Here is a 19,281-nt window from a genome sequence, read left to right as displayed (position 1 = left end):
GGCGCCGATACCGCCTGGCCCCGCGCGCTCCCGCCGCGCGCCATCCCCTTCTGCGCCCCGCCGCTCTGCGCGCCCCGCTGCGCCGCAGGCGCGCCCGCACCGCCGCGCTGCGACGGCGCCCGCGACGCTCCCTGCCCACGCGCCGCCGGCGCCTTCTGCGTCGCCGCGCTCTTGCGCGCTTGCGTCCGCGCCGCCCCGCCCGCCACGGCGCCCGCGTTCCGCTTCTGCGCGACCGCCGCGCCCCGCTTCTGCGTGACCGCCGCGCCCCGCTTCGCCGGAGCCGCCTTCGCCGCGCTCCGCTTCGCCGCGCCCCGCTTCGCCGCACCCGCTGCCCGCTTCGGCATCGCCTGGCGCTTCGCCGGCGCGCGCTTGCGCGGGGCCGCAGCCTTCTTCGCCCCGAGCGCCTGCACGGCCACCTGCCGCGCCGCGATGCCCAGGCTCCGCTCCAGAATCGGGCGGTGCCCCTCCGCGAGGCGCTCCGAGAACCGCACCGAGAGCCGCTCGCCGAGGTGCTCGAGCTGCTCGCGCTCCATTTCCCCCTCCGCCTGGGGCAGCAGCTCGCTCTCCTCCTCCTCGACGTGATTCATCACGATGTCCTTGAGCGCGCCGAGCTTGGCCGAGAACGTCTCGTCGCCCACGCTGACCGACATCAGCCGATAGAGCGCGAAATCCGCCACCGCGTGCTCCTCGAAGGCCTCGCGGATGCGACTGCTCGGGCCGAGCGCCTCCATCGCCGCCGGATAGAAGATCTCCTCCTCGATCGCCGTGTGCGCCGCGAGCGCGTTGGCGAGCTCCTCGCGGAGCGAGGCACGTTCGTCCTCGTCCTCGGCGCCCTCGATCTCGCGGAACAACTCTTCGACTTCGCGGTGATGCTGCTTGAGTAGGTCGGTCGCCTTCATGTCGAGCTCCTCAATCCGTTCCTCTCGGCGTGCCGCGCCTCGCCGAGGCGCCGCCCTTCGTGCTCGCGGCTTCTTGCGCGTGGCATGCCAAGACCCCCGAGGGCCCGGAGAAAAGCGAGGGACGGACGGCGAACCTCCCCCGACCGCGCCCCGACGGAAGGCCGCGACCCGAGCGAAAGCACGAGCAAAACGAGGCACCGAGCCGAGCCTCGGCCGCGCGCGGGGCACACGCCGCGGCAGGCCCGTGCCCCGCTCGTGGCGCGCGCCGGCGGCCACGAAACGTAGAGCCGCGACCGCGCGCGGCCGGCGCAGTCGATCGTGGCGGGTGGCACGGAAGCGCGCACCCGGGGCGATCGCGCGGGGCGCGCGCGGGCAACAAAGGAGCAGGCGGCTAGGGCGCGGCCGGCGCCTCTCCCTCCACGAACACGAACGACGGGGGGTGGGTCGAGACCATGCGGTTCACCACGCTGGTGTAGTTTTGTGCCCCCGGCCCGATCACGAACGGATCGACACCGGCGTCGATCGCCGCGCCAAAATCCACGGCGGAAAACCAGGATGTGACGTCGAACTGGACCTCGATCCGCGAGGTCGCCTCGGTGACCGTACCCTCGACCTTCGTGGTCGGCACGGCGCGCTGGCCCTGAAAGAGCGGCTTCACGTCGATGTCCGCCTCGAACCGGACGGACGTGCCGGCGCGGCTCGCCACGCCCCGCACGCGCGCCGAATGCCCGCCCGGCGCCTCGGGCGAAGCCGCGGCCTCCTGCTCCGGCAAGAACCAGTGAATCCCGTAATCGTACGAGGCGCTGCGCACGTCCCCTGCGAACCCCGCGTACGTGCCGAGCGGCGTCTCCCCTTCCCCGAGGGCGTCAATCGTCGTGATGCGCCGGATCTCCCCGACCGCCGCGTCGCAAAGCGTGGCCGAACCCGAGGCGCTGGCGCAAAAATAGGCCGGCCCAAACGCCACGCGCGCCTCGTCCAGGGTGACGGTCACATCGCCCACGACGAATTCATTCGTCGCAGGAGAGGTGAAGACCGCAGGGAACGAAACGTCGGGCTGGCCGGTGCCGGTGCCGCAGCCGGCGAGGAAGAGGACAAACGGGAACAACGAGCGCAGAAGACATCGCATGGAAGCTCTCCGGCTCAGAGGTAAAAGGTCAAATTGCCGAGGATCGTGAGCGGCGATCCGGCGGAAATATGGCGGGCGGGCAGATGCGAGGGGATGTCGCTCGTCCGCCAATCGGAGACGAAGACGTACTCGGTGTCCGCATACCGCGCGTTGAAGAGGTTCGTGGCGTCGACGCCGATCTCCACGAAATCGCGCCGCAAGCCGAGCGAAGCGTCGACGACGAAGACGGTGCGGGCCTCCTGGGCATACGGCAGCGGGCGCGGCGACAAAAACGTGGCGCCGTACCCGGCGCGGGCGACGAGCGGTTTGCCGCGGAACGTGCCGAGGGCGCGACGATAGGAGACGTCGGTCCGCACGACGACGGGCGGAACGTAGGGGAGCGATTGGCCCTCGACATAGGGCGGCGTGGGGTTCTCCGGGGTCGGCGGCGGCGGGGAATCGAGGGTGGCCCGGACGAACGTCGCGCTGATCGAGGCATTGAAGCCGGTCAGGGGATTGGCCTGGAGGTAGGCGACGAGGCCGCGGCGGGTGGTCGGGCCGATCCGCTCGAGCCGGCCTTCCTCGGCGTCGAAGGCGAGGTCGTAGGAGAGGCGCGTCTCGTAGGCGACGAGCGTGGCCGAGAGGCGGGCGGGTTCATATTGATACCGCGCGCCGGCCTCGTAGCTGTGGACCGTGGCGAAGGGCGCCTGCTCGCCCTCTTCGAGCTGCCGGGCCTGCGGGGAGCGGTAGCCGCGGCCATAGGCGGCAAACAGGCGCAACGAGGGCAAGGGATCGACCTCGAGCGTGGCGCGCGGGCCCCAGGCGATGCCGGCGGCGGTGCGGCGATACCCGATGAAATGGGTCTCTTCGCGGAAGGCGGGGACCTGGTTGCCGAGCCGGTCGTCGATGTCGAAGGAGATGAAGTCGGCGCGCAGGCCGCCGCGCAAGCGCGCCCAGCGCGAGAACGTGAACAAGGCGTCGGCGAAGGCGCCGATGCGGAGCGAGCGGACGGTAGTGTCGACGCGGCGGTCCCAGGTCTCGTTTTGCGGCGCTTCGAGCAGGTTCTGCGCCTGGTCGATGGAATGCGCCTCGGCGTCGGCCCCGAGGGTGAGCTGGGCCTTGAGCCAGGAAGCCGCCTCGTACCGGCGGGTGCGATACGAAGCACGCGCGCCGAAGCCGCCGTCGTCGTTCGATTGCTCGATGAGGTCGCCGCGGCCGGCCCAGGTGGGCCTTAGGCGCGAGCGCTGGGTGTAGCCGGTGAAATTGAGGCGGCTGCGGTAGGTGCCATAGGCGCCCCAGAGGCCAAAGGAGGCCTCGGAGCCGTCGTCGCCGGTGCGCTGAAGGGAAAAGCTCGCCTGCGTGCGCGTGGCGGCGGCGGATTGCGAGCGGGCGGAGGTATCCGGGTAGGCGCCGTAGAAATCGACGATCCGGCGGTCGATGTCGTCCCTACGGAGGACACCCGCGACCGTGGAGCGCGCGCCATACGAGGAGAGGTGCACGAGGGCGGAGAGGTCGCCCGGGAGTTCGAATCGGTACTGTCCGGTAAAACCGCCCGAGATGCTGCCGCGCACGCCTTCGCCGAAGCCGTCCGTCGTGCGCACGACGGCCGCGCCGAACGTCTCCTCGGATTGGCCGGCGGGCGCGAAGATGGCGACGAGGCGCTTCGTGTCGAAGGAGCCGTACGACGCGGTGGCCCGGACGCCGCGCTCCTCGACGCCGAGGTCGAAATCGACGCTGCCCGCGACGGCGAAATCACCCTGGTGCGGATCGTAGACGCCTTCGAGGACGCGCAAGCTGCGCACGGTCTCGGGGATCAGGACGTTGAGATCGGCATACCCCTGCCCGTGAATGTGCGAGGGCTGATTGAGGGGAATCGTGCCGCCGACGGTGAACTGGATGTCCTGGCCATGATCGGCGTCGAAGCCGCGGAGAGAGACGCGCTGGGCGACGGCGTCGCCCTCGGGGCGCATGACGTGAAAGCCGGGCGCGGACTTGATGAGGTCGGCGGTGGTGGGGCGCGGGGCGCTGTCGAGGACGGCGCGGCCGAGGCGAAAGTCGGAGGCGCCACGGCGCGGAGGGTTCGGCCGGCCCTGGACGTGGATCTCGATCGGCTTGCCCGGCTCGGCGACGGCGTGCGGCAAAGCGAGGCCGGAGTCGAGCTCGGCAGGCGGCTCGCCGTGCGAATGCGTGTGCTTGTCCGCGGGCGGCTTGTTCGCAGGCGGTTTGGTCGCAGGCGCGAGCGGGCCGGGCGGAGGGACCGCGTCCGGGGGCGGCGTGTCGGTCGGCGCGCCCGGCGGAACGGGGACGGGCGGGTGCGGCTCGGGCGCGAAATGGAAGGGGACACGAATGCGGGCGCGGATGGGCACGCCGTCGCGGGTGGCAGGGCTGAAGCGCCAGCGACGGACGGCGGCGAGGGCCGCGGCGTCGAAGGCTTCCCCGCCGGAGACGGCGATCTGGGCGTCGCCGACGGTGCCGTTGCGCTCGACGGTGACGAGGACCTCGACGGTGGTGTCGACGCCCTGCGCGAGCTTGTCCGGGGGATAGACGGCGTCGACGTGCTCGACGACCGTCGGAAGCGTGACGTTGGCCTGGCCGGCCGGCGCCTGGGGGGCTCGCGGCTGGGCCAACGCCGGGCGCGCCACGAGGAGGCCCGCAGCGAGGGCGATGGCGTTTGACCATCGAGACAAAACGAACCTCAACCGATCCTCCGTCGGGCCCCTTCGGATGGGTGCTTTACACGCGGAGGGCGGGGAGCGGAACGCGAAAATCACGCCGCGCGGCGGATCTCACTCGATCGTCCCCCACACACGCAGCGCCGCCGCCGTGTCTGGGTCGATCGTCGCGGGCTCCCGCTTCTGCAGCCCCGCGCGGGTCGACTGGTCGCGCGCCATGATCCGGCGGAAGAGCGCTTGCGCCGCGAGCGGGAGGGTTTCGCGGCGGTTGAAGGCGCAGGTCGGGTCGAGCTCGAGGTCGCAGAGGAAGGGCGCGGCGTCGTAGCGGCCCGTCATGATGAGCTCGCCCCAGCGGGCCGAGAAGCGGTCGTCGAGCGTGGCGATCTGCGGCTCGAAGGAGGAGTCTTCGAGGCCCGACGCGACGGCGGAGAGGTCGCGGCCGAGCCCAGGGCGGGAGAAGGAGATGCCGAGGGCGGAGAGGGTCGTCTGGCTGAGGTCCCACACTTCGGTGGGGAGGTTGACGTGGGCGCCGCCGTACCGGGCGTCCGGGAAGCGGACGTAGAGCGGGAGGGTGAGGTGGGGCTCGGCGAGATCGTCGCCCTCGGCGTACAACGCGCCGGCGCCTGCCGCGACGTCGCCGGTGACGACGAAGACGGTGCTCTCCCAGATGCCGGCGGTCTTGAGGGCCGTCACGAGGCCGCCGAGGGCGCGGTCCTGCGCGGCCATGGCGGCGCCTTCGAGGGCGCGGATGCGCTCCTGGTCCGGCGCGGAGACGGCGTCCTTCTTGTCCCTCCTTTTCCGCAAGGTCGCGAGCTGCTGCGCCCCGCGGCGTGGCTCGATGACGCCCGTGTAGGTGCTCGGCGGGAGCTGCGCTTGCTCCTTCGGCGAGACGTCCCAGGGCGGATGTCCGCCGCGGGCGTGCACGACGAGGAGGAGGCGCGCCTCGGGCGATTGGCGGAGCACGTCGGTGAGCCAGGTGGCGGCCGCATCATAGGGCGCGGTGGCCGGATCGTTGCCGTAGGGGGGATATTCGACGAAATGCTCCCAGCCCTCGCCGAAGCCGAACGATTTGAACGTGGCCGGGACGCCCGTGAACATGGCCGCGCGAATGCTGGCGTCGTGGGCGACGGCGCCGAGCGTGGTGTTCGAGGCCGGCATGCGCGCGCCGAAATCGGTGAGGGTATGCGCGCGCGGCGGCATGGCCGTGAGCAGGGAGCCGACGACGCTGCCCGGAAAGGTGGTCGGGGCGCGATGGCGGTGGAAGGTGGTCGCGGTGAGCGCGAGCTCGGAGAGGGTCGGGAGTTGCGGCGTGGGGCCTGCGTGCCACGGCGGGAGGCTGTCGCGGTCGAGGCCGTTCATGACGACGAGGACGACGGCGCGGGCCTTGGCGGTGGACGGCGGAGGCGCAGCGGGCAGGACGAGGACGGGGTCGCCGAAGAGGATACGCGCGCCCTGGGACGTGCCCTCGGCGCGGAGCTCGAGGGTGGCGAGGGGGCCGCCCTGGGGGTCGAGGGGGAGGTCGACGTCGGTCCAGGCGGCTTTGTCGCCGCCGGTGAGGTGCTGGGTGAGGACGTCGACGGGCTTCTGGCCGTCGCGAAGGAGGCGCACGCGTGCGTCGGCCTCGCCGGGTCCGAGGACACCGACGGAGGTGCGGAGGCGCGCGCCGGGCGGGAGGCGGAGGGTGCAGCGGACGGAGCCGGGGCCGCGGAGGGCGATCGAGCGGTGCGGGACGCCGGAGAGGGCGGCCTCGCGGAGGATGACGTCCCGGAGGGTGGGCGGGCCGTAGGTGGCGGTGCTCTCGTCGGGGACGCCGATGCGGATCCAGTCGAGGTCGACGAGGGGATCGCCGCTCTTGGCGCGACCCATGAAGCGGAAGGTGAGGGTGTGGGGGCCGGGATCGACGGGGAGCGAGGTGGCCCCGGTGGTGGCGATGCGGATGTGGTCGCGCTGGAAGTTGAGGGTGCCGAGGGGCTGGTCGTCGAGGGAGACGGTGGCGGCGCGGGCGCCGAGGCCCATGGAGCGAGCGGCGACGAAGATGGGGCTCGCTTCCGGCAGGACGAAGGTAACGCGCAGGGTGCGGTTCGAGATGCGCATCCAGGTGGAAGCGTCGTGCTCGATGGGATCGATGCCCCTCGGGGCGACGCCGGACCAGGCGAAGCGGCCGACCATGGCATCGGTGCCGGTGTCGAGGAGCAGGCCGCGATGTTCGAGGTCGCAGCCGGGGAGCTGGTCGACGAGGTCGGCGACGATACGAGCGGGCGCAGGCGGCTCGGGGGCAGCGGCGCTGGTGGTGGGCGCGGGGGTGCCCTGCTCCTGGCGCTTGCCGGAGCTGCAGGCGCTCGCGCCGAGGGCGGCGGCGAGGAGGGCCGAGAGGACGATCGGGGCGGAAGGCGTCAACGCGACCAGGGTGGCGCGATGCGGAGGCGCGTCAAGCGGGGTTGTGGGGGGAGGACGTCGGAGCGAGGTCACCAAGGAGGCGCTGCGCGACGGTCGCGGGGGCGCTTCGTGAGGCGCGTTCGCTCGCCGCGGGGGTCGATGCCGTCGCTGGAGGTGCGGGGCGGTGTTTCGAGGGCCGGGATGCCGTCGGGAGGACGACGGGGTCGCTTTGCGGAGGTCGCGATGCCGTTGAAACGGCGACGAGGTGGCTTCGCGGCGGTCGCGGAGGCGAGGCGTAAGTTACGGAACGCCTTCGCGACCGGCTGGCGCTGGAAGCTTGAGACGCGTCAACGCGACCAGGGCGGCGCGATGCGCAGGCGCGTCATGCGCCCTTCCTTGACGAGGGCGAACCGGACGCGCTCCTCGCCGCGGAGGCGGACGCGGATCTCGTACGGGTCCTTCTTCGGCGCGAGCTTCGACTGGACGATCGGCCCGGTCCCGACGAGCTGGCCGTCGACGTAAATCGAATCACTCGGCCCGGCCACGACCTCGAGGAGCCCCTGGCCCGCGGGGACCTTGTCCTCGGCGCGGAGGGGGAGGTCCTGCGGCATGACGGGGAAGTCGGCGGTGTCGCCCTCGCGCCGGTCGCGGGGGGTCGTCGCGGCCGCGGCAGGCTCGGGCTCGGGCGCGGGCGGGGCGGCGGCCGCGGGCGGGCCTTCGGCGGTGACGGTCGGGGTCGGGATCGGCGCGGGCGCCGGGGCGACGCGCTGGTGCGCGAGGCGGCTGCCGACGGCGAAGACGGTGCCGGCGACGGCGAAGAGGATCCAGACGCTGACGCGCGTGCGCGAGCTGCCCTCGCGGCGAGAGGGCGGGGCCGAGTCGCGGCTGACCTTCTCGTTGCGGCGGAAGCGGCTCGGGCGGCTCTCGACGTCGGAATCGAGGGTGCGGGCGCCGGGCGCGTGGGCCGAAGGCAACGCAGACCGCGGAGGCGGCGGGAGATCCTCGACCGGCGGGGGGACGAGGGTGCCGAGCGACGTCGGAATGGGCCGCGCCGACGGGAGGGTCGAGGCACGCGGCGCGGGTGCGGGCGCGGCAACGGGTGCGGGTGCGGGTGCGGGCGCGGCCATGACCACGGGCGCGGCCATGATCTCGGGCGCGAAGAGCGGCGCCGGGGCGGCCACGGCCATGGGCGCAGGCGTGAGCACAGGCACGGACAGGCGCTCGACCTTCCGCGGGGCCACCGGGCCGGGCGTGGGCGAGGGCTGCTTCACCGCAATCAACTGTCGGAGGACGTCGAGGGTCGGCTCCTCGGTGGGCATGTGCGCGAGGTCGAGGACCGATCCGACCTCGACCGAGAGGACCTCGTCGGGCTGGAGCGAAAGGATCGACGGGGCCGGCGAGGCCTCCTCGCGGGCGAGGACCGGGCCGGGCGTGGCCGAGCGGTCGATGATCGCGGAGATCGGCTCCGGCGTGCTCGGCGCAGGCTCGGGCAGGATGTCCGCGAGCGCAGGGATGAGCGCCGGAGGCGGCGGACGGCGCACGCCGCGGAGCCGCTCGGACTCGCGGTGCACGGCAGGCGTGAGCAGATCCGCGCCGGCCTCGCCGACGATGGCGGTGATCGCGCCGTGGGCCGCGGCGTCGCAAAGGACGTCCTCGACGAGGTGCGAGGCCGCCTTGCCGTTCGCGACGAGCGCGCGAGGCGAGGCGCCGGCCGCGATCGAGCGCAGGAGCGAGCGCAAGGGCTCGGGCGTCGCGTGCTCGGCGGGGCCGAGGAGGTCGAGGTCGATCTCGACACGCTCGACGGTCATGAGCGAGGCACCCGAGAGCAGGCGTTGCGCGGCGCGGGCCGAGGCGATCGGCGCGACGAGCTGCTCGGCGAGCGAGCCTTCGAGGTCGGGGCGCGCGCCGGAGACACGCGCGGCGGCGTCGTCGACGGGCGCGACGACGAAGCGGCCCGCGCCGAGGCCGAGGAGGCGCGCGAGCACGCCTGGGCCACGCTCGAAGGAGCCATCGGCCGTGGTGCGCGTGGCCCGCACGGGGCGGCCTTCGCGGATCTCGACCTCGTAGAGGTAGAGCGCATCCCGCACGGAGAGCGTGGAAGCGGGCCGGTGGGCGCAGGCGAGCGCGAGCAGGGTGCGCGGCGTGAGGCCGTCGAGGCGGCCGCGGACCTCGCCGCCTTGCGCGAGGCGCTCGGCGACGCGCAGGCGGGGGCGCAGGATCTCGCGGAGGCGCTGGACGATCGCCGAAGCACTCGCCTCCTTGCGTAGGTAGCCGTCCGCGCCGGCGCCGAGCTCGCGCACGCGCTGGAGGAGGTCCTCTTTCCAGGAGAGGAGCACGACGGGGACGTCGCGGAGCGCGAAATCACGCTTGAGCGCACGGCAAAGGGCAAAACCGTCGAGGCCGGGCATGACGATGTCGCTGACGACGAGGTCGGGCGCGACCTCGCACGCGAGCTCGAAGGCGCGCTCGCCGTCGTGGGCCTCGTACACGGTGGCGCCCGCGGCGCGCAGGACGCCGGCGAGGAACCAGGTGACGGCGGCGTCGTCGTCGGCCACGACCACGCGAAGGCGATCGAGCGTGGGCACGCGCGCGCCGCGGGCCTCGCCGAGCGCCCGCACGCGCGTCGCCTTGCCCGACTGCTCGGGGCCGCCGAGCCAGGGCGCGAACGGGAGCGCGCCTTCCGGACCGCTCGGCGAAAACCGCACCTTGCCTTGCGACTCGATGGTGACGAGGTCCCGGATCCGCGCGACCGCGCCCCAGAGCGCGGCGAGCACCTGGCTGCCCTCGCCGAGCTCGATCCGCGTGCCGCGGGCGCGGACGTCGGCCGCGTCGCAGAGGCCACGACGTAGCTCTTCGGCGAGGCGCGTGCCGAGGTCGTCCAGCGTGACCTCCCCGATCGGCGCGCGGGCGATCTCGCGACGCACGTAACTCGCGGTCACCTCGGCGCAGGCCTTCCGCAAGGCGTCCGGCGAGACGGGCTTGGGCAAGGTGCGCGCGACGCCGAGCGCCGCGTAGAGCGCGGCGTCGTCGGGCCGGGAGAAGCGGCCGAAGAGGAGGATCGGCACCTCCTCGGTGAGGGGATCGGCGAGCAAGGAGGCGACGAGCTCACGCGCGCCGGGCTTGTCCGCGTCGATGACGACGACGTCCGGCGCGAGCGCGCGCGCGAGATCGGGCGCGGCCACGAGATCCTCGGTGCGCTCGACCTCGAAGAACGAAGCAGCCCCTTCGGCGTGATCCTTCGCGAGGGACTCGGCGAGCCTCTCGGGACCGACGAACAAGACGGTCTGCGGAATCCCCTGCGCGACCGCGCTCGCGGGCTTGTCGGCGGGCCGCTCGGCCGAGGGCAAGGTGCGCGGGCCGCTGTTCGCCGATCGGGGCGCGGGCTCGCGCTCGGGCGGCGCGCCGAGCGAGGCCTCGCCCCACGCGAGCTCCGGGAGCCGATCGAGCAGGCTTCGCAGCGCCTTCCACTCGTCGTCCGTGAGCTTGCCGCGCTCGGCGACACGATCGACGAGGGCTTCGCCGGTCTTCAGCTCCTCGGCGAGCTTGTTGAAGCGGAGCAGCCTCGCGGCGGCGGCGAGGGCATGCACGCGGCGGCGCAGGTCGTCGCGCCGCGCGGGGGAGGCGGGCTCTTCGGCGAGCTTGGTGACGGCGGTGCGGAGCTCGACGACCCGACGGCCGAGGGTGGCCACGAAATCGGCCCGGACGCCGCCGAGGCGCTCGGGCGACGACGCGGGCCGAGCGTCCTTGGGCGCCTCGGTCCGCCGCTCGGGCGTGGAGGGCGGAGCGATGCCCTCGAGCGTGATGACGCCCATGGCCTCGGGACGGCCGCCTTCAGTTCGGTCCAACGCGGTAGCTTGCGCGCCCATCGGTTCGGGCCGTACCACGGGTCGGCGCGGCAGCTCCAATTTGTGGCGACGGCTGCGGGGGGGGCTCGATCGCGATCCGCGGTCGATTTTACGCAACCGTTCGGCCCTCCTGGCGAAGTTGGGTTTGTGGAGCCGTATCTCACGCGCCGAGGTATGCTGCGTCGCATGATGGCGATCGCGATGGCAGACGTGCTTCAGCCGGGACCGATGACGCTCGAGCAGTGGGCCGACATGGACGATGACGAGCCGGGTGAGCTCGTCGACGGCTTGCTGGTGGAGGAAGAGGTGCCGACGAATCTGCACGAGCTCATCGTGAGCTGGGTATCCTACGCACTCATGACCTGGGCCAAAGAGCGTGGTGGACGCGTCTTCGGCTCGGACCACAAGCTGGGCGTGTCTGCGCGCAGCGGTCGCAAGCCTGACGTGACGGTGTACGCGCCGCGCACCAGGATGAATTGGCAGGCGTCGCTCTCGCGCATCCCCCCGCTCCTCGTCGTGGAAGTGATCTCCCGGCGCGCGCGCGACGTGCGGCGGGATCGCGCCGAGAAGCTAAGTGATTACGCGCGCTTCGGCGTGCGCTGGTACTGGCTCGTCGACCCCGAGGCGCGGCTCCTCGAGGTCCTCGAGCTCGGCGCGGACGGGCGATACACGATCGCGATGCAAGCCTCGTCCGAGCGCGTGTCCGTGCCCGGGTGTGAACGGCTCGAGCTCGAGCTCGCCGACCTCTGGAAGACGGTCGACGAAGCCATGGCGGAAGAGGACGAGGAAGACGAGGAGGAAAGCGTCGAAAGCGGCGAGGGCTGAAGCGCTACCTCGACGAGCCAGCCGGCGGCGCGGGCTTGTTCCAAAGCTTGGAAAGGTCAAGCTCGATCGCATCGAAGGGCGCAGCGCGGACCTTGGCGTCGTCATGGTGCACGCCGCGCAGGAGCCAGCCCTCCGGGGTGAGGGCGAAGACTTCGAGCAGGCGCTCGATCGGGTCCACGATCCAGAGGTGCTCTACGCCTTCCCGGGCGTACACCGGCATCTTCTTCGCCCGGTCGATCGCCGCCGTGGAGGGGCTCGCCACCTCGCAGACCCAGTCGGGCGCCAGCGGGAAGTACGGGGTCTCGGGCAGCTCGGGCATCCGTTCGACGCGCCAGCCAGCAAGGTCGGGGACGAGGGTGTCGCCGCCGAGGTGCAGCTCGGGTTCGTCGAGGATCCACCAGCCGCCGGGACCTCCCTCGCCGAACCGGAACGGGGGACCAAGCTGCATCCCGAGCGACGAGTGCGCCGACGCATGCCTCGGCGCAGGCCGGGGAAACACGTACAACGTGCCCTGGATCAGCTCGGCGACCTGATGCGGCGGGACCGCTTCGAGGTCCGCGTACGTCGCCGGATGCAGCTTCTCCGCCGGGTGCCCCATGCCTCGACTTTACCCCATGCCTCGGGAGTTGCCAGAAACCTGCATGTGTCCTCATCGCTGCCGTCGGCGGAGCGGCTCACCGTGAAATAGACTGAAATCGTCTCGCGGTTGGTCCTGTCGTACCTTCCGGGCGCGGGCGATACCGGTCGCCCACGCGCGCCGCGAGCATCCGGCCAGCGCGCAGCATTTCCCTTCCCTGCAAAGGACAATCGAGCATGCCCGACCTTCCCAGCGGCAACTACGTGCACCGAGGCGATGGCGAAACCAAGATCCAGGAGCAATTCCCGGTCGACGTCAGGATCGTACGCGGCGTTCACTTCGAAACGAGCGACGGCCGCGGCGACCTCCTGCGTATCGTCGTGATGAACGACCGCGCGACCACGCAATACGCTTCCTATCGCGAATACCATGGCGGCAATGCCTCGATTTTCGTGGACGACGTCCCATCGTTCACCCTGCGCTCCAGTCGCATCGAGGAAGACCCGCGCGCCATCGACGGGGTGCTCGGGGCGATGTCGGCGCCGCTGGAGATACCCCAGGTTGTTAGCTTCTGCCTTGGCATTCACACCCCCTCCGGCGCCCGCTGCCGCCTCTATAAAGCCGTCGACCCCGACGACAGCACGAGGATGATGGGCGTCCTCATCGAGCAGGACGCGCGAGGCAGGCTCGAGCGGGTCACGTGGTACAAGACATGGAGCGCCAGCGCAGCCTTCTTTACGATCCCCGACGCACTAGAATTCGCGCTCGTGACAAACGAGAGCGGCACGCCGAGCCTGGATCCGAACGACATCGGCGGTTGGGCCTGGCATTACTCCACAAACGTCGGAATCGGCCCCTCGCTGGGCGTCAGCCCGTGACGCTCCTCGCGAGGCGAAAACCAAGGACGCCGTGTCGCCTCGTGGGACGCTCGGCATAACGCACCGACAGACGCATCATGTCTCCCGACGAGATCCAAGCCCCACCCCTCACCGCGCGGTCGGTGTCGTCCTCCTCTGTCGTGGTCTCGATCTGCAACACGTCCCCCTCGACGCGCGGGCCGTCTAGCCTCCAGGGCTCGATGCACCAGTCGCGCACGTTGCCTGCGGTGCCGCGAACCCCGTAGGGGCTCACGTCCGTCGGATAGCTGTGCACCGGCATGACGTGCTTTCGATCGGCGTGGCTGCCCGATACGCACGCCCACGTTGGCTCGATCTGATCGCCCCACGGCATGAATCGACCGTCCACACCCCGCGCGGCCTTCTCCCATTCCAGCTCGCTCGGGAGCCTCCACCCGAGCCCAGTCTGGCGCGCGTGGTGCGCGGCATACGCGATCGCCGAATACCAGTCGACGCATACGACCGGTCGCGCGTACTCGGCCTCGGGGTCTTCAAGCATGTAACGCCCGCTGCGCGGGTCGCGTGCATACGCGAGTTGTGCGTCGCCGTTGAACGCTGCGCCCGGCGATCTGCGCGGACAATGGCGCTGCGCCAGGTCCACGAGCCCTTCCTCGACCAAATCGTTCAAGAACGCGGCATACTCGGCGTTCGTGACCGGATGCCTCCGGAACACGAAGCCGTCCGCCCACACCCGCCGCCGGGACATGCTCTCTCCCGCACGAGGGTCCCCCCCGACGACAAACCACCCCGGCGGTACGTACACGTCCTCGGGCCCGAGCTCCTCCTCTCGCAAAAGGCGGACCGGATGCGCCTCCGTGCCTCCCGGACGAACACCGTCCCAATGCTCGCCGCGGCCAATGGCCACGGGATAGGCGACGTCGCGATAGCCATGAGCCGAGAGCCGCACGAGGTAACTGCCGCATGGCAGACGTAAATCGCAGAGAGGCGTGCTCGTGGTGTACGCCTTCTCCTCGCTCGCGACGAGATAACGGCTGTCGGGCTCGTACGGCTTGATAACGACCCGCGCGATTGCTGGCTCGGTGATCAGCGTGAGCCGCCCGTCACCCTGGAGCAGCGCCTCGTATCGCGCGCGTTCATCGGCCCGCAGCTTGGCCGTGTGATCTTCGAGCAGCGCTGCGAAACTCGTCGCGGCGGGACGATCGTGCTCGGCTTCGGCCCGTCGCAAGTTTTCCGCGTAATGTGCGGCGAGGGCGGCGTGCGCTTCCTCGAGATCGGGCACTTCGTTGAGCGCCGACCGGAGCTTCTGCGTCCAGTTGATCTCCTCGCGCAAGACATCCTGCTCGATGGCAGCCGCTTCATCTTCGAATTGCCAGCCCACGGCTTTCTCCTGGGCCCGGTCGAACGGCCGCAGGCGATCGAGGATCTGCCGTGCGCGGGCCCGCAGCCGGCTCGCGTCCTCGCGCATGCGCTCGATCCTCGCTCGGTGCGCGTGGTGGGCGTCCTCCACGATACGGCGGGCGCGCGCCCGTCGGTCAGCGCCGTCTAGCCAATCACGCACCGCGGTCATGAGCGCGTTGGCGTCGAGGAAACGGTTCGAAGGCACGCGCTCCATGGCCTTGCGACACAACGCATACAGCTCCTTCGGGGCCTCCGGGGGAGCGACCTCCTCGATCGGAGAGGGCGGTCCTTTACATACACGCTCGACGATCCGCTCCGGCATTTCGGGCGCTCCTGGACGAGAGGCGTACGGGGGACGACCGCTCAGGATCTCGTAAAGCACGGCGCCGAGGGCATACACATCGCTCGCCGACCCCATGGCCGCGATCTCGCCGCGCGCTTGTTCCGGTGGCATGTAAAAGGGCGTGCCGGCGACGCGTGTGCGCACGCTGGTCTCCGAAAGGTCGGATCGTAGCGTTCCCGATGCCGTAGACGCCGTGGGCCGCTCATCGCGGGAGAGGTCACGCGCGAGGCCCCAATCCATGACGTGCACCTCGCCGAGGTCGCCGACCATGAGATTCTGCGGGCTGATATCGCGGTGAATGATGCCCTCGGCGTGGGCGTACGCAACGGGTTCGCAAAGGCGGCGAAAGTCATCGAGCATGCGGCGCAAGGACTGGAAATATTCGGCGCCTCGCAGGCCGTGGAGCCTCGCGATACGATGGCCGATCGTCTCGCCGCGGACCCGCTTCATCGTGAACCAGATCCGACCGTCGGGCAGCTCGCCCCAGTCGTAAATCGGGACGACCCCAGGATGCTGGAGTTGTGCCGTGATCCGGACCTCTTGCCGAAAGCGCTCGCAGTCCTCCGGCAAGCTCCGCGACGGCGACTGCACCTTGAGCGCGACCCGCCGATCGACGTGGCGGTCCCACACCTCGCGCACCTCGCTGAACCCGCCTTGGCCAATCGGACCGATGTCCTCGTAACGCTCCTTGTAATCCTTTCGCTCGATCGGCGCTGGAACGGCGTGTTCGGTTCCCCGGATATCGACTCGGTGCGTGGGCACGCGCGGGAGCGCGCCGTCGCAGAACCGTTCGAGCTCGCGGAGCGCGTCCTCGCCGATTCCGTACTTGTCCGCGATGAAACGAAGCTCTTCGCGCATGGCCACTTCCCGTGTTGACATGGTAACGAAAGAACGGCATGGCTTCCAGCGATATGGGGGTCCTCAAGCACATCTCCTCCGGAAGAACCGTGGTCCTGGCCGCCGACTCGATCGTGGGCCGCGCGCCGCGCTGCACCGTGCAGCTCGCCGATCCAGCGGCGTCGCACAACCACGCTTCCATTTCGTGGAACGGGAGCCGCTGGGAAGCACGTGACCTCGGCAGCACGAACAGCACGTTCGTCGACGGAGAAGCGCTTCCTCCCCGGAACCGGGTCCTCCTTGCCCGACAGACCGTCCTTCGATTCGGCGCCGACGCAGAACAGTGGGAGCTCATTGATGATCGCGGACCCGTGGTCACCACGCGCTCGACGCGCACGGGCGACGTCCGGGCCGCGGAGGACGGGCAGCTCGTACTCCCCGATGCGACGAACGTCCTTCTCTCGATTGTCGAGGATTCCGAGGGGCATTGGTTCGTCGAGACACCCGATGGGTCGCGGCGTCCAGCGGGGGACGAGCAGATCACGGTCGCCGGGGAGACGTGGGAGGTCTCGGTCCCACCGAGGTCTCCGGTCGCCGGGACCTACAAGGTGCGACCGTCGCTTTCCGTGAACACGCTGGCGCTGCGGTTTCGCGTGAGCCGGAATGAAGAGCATGTGTGTGTCGATATCGTCCATGGCAAGGATGTCCTGCCGCTGGGAGAGCGAGCGGTCTTCGACGCGCTTCTGCTCCTCGCGCGCGAGCGCCTGAAGGACGCCGCGGAAGGCTCGCTCCCGGAGGAGGAGCAAGGGTGGTACGACCTCGAAACCCTGACGCAGGACCTGCACGTCGAGGAGAAGGCTCTCAACGTGAACATCTACCGCCTGCGGGAAGCGTTCGGCAAGGCGGGCGTGGAGCGGTCGGCGGATATCGTGGAGCGGAGACGACGGCTGCTCCGGATCGGCACGTCACGCATCGAGATCCTCAAGTCGTAGGCTGCCTCGTGTAATAGGTTGTAATACCCTCCGTCCTTGCGGACGGGTGCGTTCCTCTTATCCTCGCCTGGCCGGTACGTCGTGATTCGACGATGTCGTGGACCAGGAAGGATCGATGGGCAAGCTCAGCACCAAGAGCGCGTCGCACCGTGCGCTCATGAATTTCGTGGATTGGATCAAGCCGGAGAAGGAAACCGACGAGACGATCGAAACGCAGGCGGACGAGATCCGGAAGCGCCTCAGCGCAAAGGCGGTCCAGGACGGCCTGGTCGTCCGCTCTACGCCTTGGTCAGGCTCTTTCGCCAAGAAAACGGGGCTCCGGCGCCACATGCGCGGGAAATTCGAGGTGGAAGGACAGGACGTCGACTTGCCGTTCGTCGTCTCTCCGCAAAGCAAGGAGGGGGAGAACATCCATACCCTCCTCGATCGGTTCGAGCAGTACACGAAGGAGAGCTATCGCGACACGGAGCGAAACCCGACGAAAAGCTCGATCCGCCTGAGCTTCAAGAAGTCCAAGCTTTCTTACGACATCGTCCCCATGCTCGCCGTCGTGGGCGATGACAAAGCGCAGGTGCTCCTTCGGAGCGACGGGGAGCGCAGACTCACGTCGGTCCAGAAGCACATCGATTTCGTCAAGAAGCGCACCGCGGCAAGCAATCTCCTCGACGGCCGTGTGAAGTTCAACGAAGGCGTGCGCCTCGTCAAATGGTGGCGCGAGCTCCGCCAGTCGCAGAGCGACGTCCTCGACGAGGTGCCCACGATCCTCATCGATTTGCTCTGCGCCAAGGCCTTCGACGAGTACAGCGTCAACGAGACGTACACGGAGACGTTGAGCCGCTGGTTCGGACGGATCGCGCACATCGTCCGCGAGCGAAAGCGCGTGGACTTCAACGACTTCAAGGACCCGTCCTCGACGCGGAGCAGCGACATCTGGACCGTGCTCGATCCGGTCAATCCGGAGAACAACGTCGTCCCTGCCACCTGGACGAACATCAAGCTCCAGGAGTTCGCCAAATGGTTCGAGGAGGCCCGCGATGGAATGGCGCGGGTCATCGCGGCGGACACGGCGGATGATACGGCCGCGGTCTTCGAGGAGCTCGTCGCGCTCTTCGGCAATGCCATCAAGGACCATGGAGAGGCGTCGTGACGACGAGCTTCACGGCCTCGCAAGCAAGCACGTTCACCGAGGCGCGGGCCCGCGCGGTCATGCACAACGTTCTCGCGGACTGCATGCTCGTGGCGGACGCCGGCCTGATCAAGCGCGAAACGATCCAGAAATGGTTCGACGAGCTGAGTTACGCCGTGACCAACAACGCGGTCACGAGCTTCCAGCTCCAGCTCAAGACACCCGAGGGAAAACGCCTGGCGCTCAACTATGAGGTTCGCGACGACGGGACGGTGCAGGAGGGGGCCAAAGGCGGCGGGTTCGATCCCTACGGTTTTCCGCGAGATACGGGCGTCACGGTGTGCCTCACGTACCGACAGGGCGCGCCGAACCTCGAAAAGGTACAAGCCTGGCTGCGAGAACGGGGCTGGGGCCCCGGCGGCAGCCTGGTCGAGGGAGATTCGAGCCGGGATCGGGCGTTCTCCAAGGACGGCTACGGCGTCATGCGTAGCAAGGTAGGAGATTGGTGATAACGAACCTTCGACTTCACGAGGTTTCCCACCCGTCCAAGGACGCCGCTGCGCGGTACGATGCGCTGACGGGCATCGACACGCACAAGGAGCAATTGCTCGACGAGCTCTCGTTGTGTCTCGATGCAAAGCGGGTGGAGAAATGGAGGAAGACGCACCACCCGAAAGGATTGCCCGGCATCGGCGCGATGGGCGGGGGCTCCCCGCTGATCCTCCTCTCTGGCGAGGTCGGCTGCGGAAAAACGGCCCTGGCCACGTCGGTCGGGACTCCACTCGCGAACACGCTCGACCGCCTGATCCTCGCGATGGAGACGCCTTCGGACATTCGCGGGCACGGGCTCGTGGGCGAGCTATCGACACGGATCACCGAGGCCTTCGAGCAGGCACGCGCGCGGGCCAAGCAGGTCGGGTGCGGGCTCCTGATCATCGACGAGGCCGACGATCTGGCGACCGCCCGCGGCCAGGCGCAGGCGCACCACGAGGACCGCGCCGGGGTGAACGTGCTCATCAAGCAGATCGACGCGATTGCCCGGGAGAAAGCACCGCTCGCGGTCCTGATGATCACGAATCGGTCGAGCGCGCTGGACCCTGCGGTGACGCGGCGTGCATCGTTGCACCTTCGGTTTGACCGGCCGAACGCCGTGCAACGCCGCGCGGTGATGGAGCAACTTCTCGCGGGAACACGGCCGACGAAGGACGAACTCGACGCGCTCATGGAAGCGACGGGGGCACGTCATGGTGTGCCGTTCAGCTTTTCGGATCTCACCGTGCGCCTCGGACGATCCGCGCTTCGGCAGGCGTGGCGGGCCGATTCCCCGTTCGGGGCGGCTGTGCTCCTGGACGCGCTCGCGCATATCGAACCTTCGCCGCTCGTGACCCGAGAGGAGCCTCGAACCGATGCTTGATCCCAATCGCCTCCT

Annotated in this window: 13 protein-coding genes; 6 read left to right on the top strand and 7 right to left on the bottom strand. The window is 70.0% G+C overall.

The window, feature by feature from the left end:
* The 5 genes from QHF89_RS43880 to QHF89_RS43860 all read right to left on the bottom strand — a co-directional run.
* Positions 1 to 899, bottom strand: an 899-nt coding sequence (locus QHF89_RS43880; RefSeq protein ID WP_284721729.1) for a hemerythrin domain-containing protein, incomplete at its 3' end; no start/stop codon positions are given.
* Positions 900 to 1,290: 391 nt separating this feature from the next.
* Positions 1,291 to 2,025: a hypothetical protein gene (locus QHF89_RS43875; RefSeq protein WP_136965010.1), complete on the bottom strand. Its 735-nt coding sequence runs from the start codon at positions 2,023 to 2,025 to the stop codon at positions 1,291 to 1,293.
* 14 nt (positions 2,026 to 2,039) lie between these two features.
* The gene (locus tag QHF89_RS43870; protein ID WP_136965011.1) at positions 2,040 to 4,691 is read right to left on the bottom strand and encodes a TonB-dependent receptor domain-containing protein; all 2,652 of its coding nucleotides are present in this window, start codon (positions 4,689 to 4,691) and stop codon (positions 2,040 to 2,042) included.
* 99 nt (positions 4,692 to 4,790) lie between these two features.
* Positions 4,791 to 7,073 carry a sulfatase-like hydrolase/transferase gene (locus tag QHF89_RS43865; protein WP_284721728.1) on the bottom strand — a complete coding sequence of 761 codons (2,283 nt, stop codon included), beginning with the start codon at positions 7,071 to 7,073 and terminating at the stop codon, positions 4,791 to 4,793.
* 326 nt (positions 7,074 to 7,399) lie between these two features.
* On the bottom strand, positions 7,400 to 10,897 hold the full coding sequence (locus QHF89_RS43860) for a response regulator (RefSeq protein WP_284721727.1): 3,498 nt from the start codon (positions 10,895 to 10,897) through the stop codon (positions 7,400 to 7,402).
* A 186-nt stretch (positions 10,898 to 11,083) separates the two neighbouring features.
* Between QHF89_RS43860 and QHF89_RS43855 the strand changes: the two genes are divergently transcribed.
* The gene (locus tag QHF89_RS43855) at positions 11,084 to 11,722 is read left to right on the top strand and encodes a Uma2 family endonuclease (protein ID WP_232380067.1); all 639 of its coding nucleotides are present in this window, start codon (positions 11,084 to 11,086) and stop codon (positions 11,720 to 11,722) included.
* A 4-nt stretch (positions 11,723 to 11,726) separates the two neighbouring features.
* Here the strand turns inward: QHF89_RS43855 and QHF89_RS43850 are convergent, their stop codons facing one another.
* Positions 11,727 to 12,320, bottom strand: coding sequence for a Uma2 family endonuclease (locus tag QHF89_RS43850; RefSeq protein WP_136965012.1), 594 nt, complete (start codon positions 12,318 to 12,320; stop codon positions 11,727 to 11,729).
* Between the two features lie 215 nt (positions 12,321 to 12,535).
* On the opposite strand from QHF89_RS43850, the gene QHF89_RS43845 reads away from it, so the two are divergent.
* Positions 12,536 to 13,177 carry a hypothetical protein gene (locus QHF89_RS43845; protein ID WP_136965013.1) on the top strand — a complete coding sequence of 214 codons (642 nt, stop codon included), beginning with the start codon at positions 12,536 to 12,538 and terminating at the stop codon, positions 13,175 to 13,177.
* On the opposite strand, the gene QHF89_RS43840 is transcribed toward QHF89_RS43845, so the two are convergent.
* Positions 13,167 to 15,755 (bottom strand): bifunctional serine/threonine-protein kinase/formylglycine-generating enzyme family protein, encoded by a 2,589-nt coding sequence (locus tag QHF89_RS43840; protein WP_284721726.1) that lies wholly within the window; start codon positions 15,753 to 15,755, stop codon positions 13,167 to 13,169. The genes QHF89_RS43845 and QHF89_RS43840 overlap by 11 nt on opposite strands.
* Before the next feature lie 38 nt (positions 15,756 to 15,793).
* On the opposite strand from QHF89_RS43840, the gene QHF89_RS43835 reads away from it, so the two are divergent.
* The 4 genes from QHF89_RS43835 to QHF89_RS43820 all read left to right on the top strand — a co-directional run bounded on the left by QHF89_RS43835 (position 15,794) and on the right by QHF89_RS43820 (position 19,266).
* On the top strand, positions 15,794 to 16,726 hold the full coding sequence (locus QHF89_RS43835) for an FHA domain-containing protein (RefSeq protein WP_136965015.1): 933 nt from the start codon (positions 15,794 to 15,796) through the stop codon (positions 16,724 to 16,726).
* A 97-nt stretch (positions 16,727 to 16,823) separates the two neighbouring features.
* Complete coding sequence (locus QHF89_RS43830) at positions 16,824 to 17,873, top strand: CBASS oligonucleotide cyclase (protein ID WP_136965016.1); 1,050 nt, start codon at positions 16,824 to 16,826, stop codon at positions 17,871 to 17,873.
* Positions 17,870 to 18,361, top strand: a complete 492-nt coding sequence (locus QHF89_RS43825; RefSeq protein ID WP_136965017.1) for an HORMA-1 domain-containing protein — start codon at positions 17,870 to 17,872, stop codon at positions 18,359 to 18,361. The genes QHF89_RS43830 and QHF89_RS43825 overlap by 4 nt, the downstream gene beginning before the upstream one ends.
* Positions 18,358 to 19,266 carry an AAA family ATPase gene (locus tag QHF89_RS43820; protein WP_136965018.1) on the top strand — a complete coding sequence of 303 codons (909 nt, stop codon included), beginning with the start codon at positions 18,358 to 18,360 and terminating at the stop codon, positions 19,264 to 19,266. Before QHF89_RS43825 ends, QHF89_RS43820 begins: the two co-directional genes overlap by 4 nt.
* The last annotated feature ends 15 nt before the right edge of the window (positions 19,267 to 19,281 follow it).

Source organism: Polyangium sorediatum, assembly GCF_029946465.1.
Taxonomy (GTDB): Bacteria; Myxococcota_A; Polyangia; order Polyangiales; family Polyangiaceae; genus Polyangium; species Polyangium fumosum.
Note: the sequence above shows the minus strand (reverse complement) of the source record. Positions and strands in the feature narration are given on the sequence as shown.

Coding starts and splice junctions, on each gene's coding strand:
- QHF89_RS43875 (WP_136965010.1), bottom strand. CDS start 2,025: ATGCGATGTCTTCTGCGCTCGTTGTTCCCGTTTGTCCTCTTCCTCGCC.
- QHF89_RS43840 (WP_284721726.1), bottom strand. CDS start 15,755: ATGCGCGAAGAGCTTCGTTTCATCGCGGACAAGTACGGAATCGGCGAG.
- QHF89_RS43835 (WP_136965015.1), top strand. CDS start 15,794: ATGGCTTCCAGCGATATGGGGGTCCTCAAGCACATCTCCTCCGGAAGA.
- QHF89_RS43855 (WP_232380067.1), top strand. CDS start 11,084: ATGATGGCGATCGCGATGGCAGACGTGCTTCAGCCGGGACCGATGACG.
- QHF89_RS43845 (WP_136965013.1), top strand. CDS start 12,536: ATGCCCGACCTTCCCAGCGGCAACTACGTGCACCGAGGCGATGGCGAA.
- QHF89_RS43850 (WP_136965012.1), bottom strand. CDS start 12,320: ATGGGGCACCCGGCGGAGAAGCTGCATCCGGCGACGTACGCGGACCTC.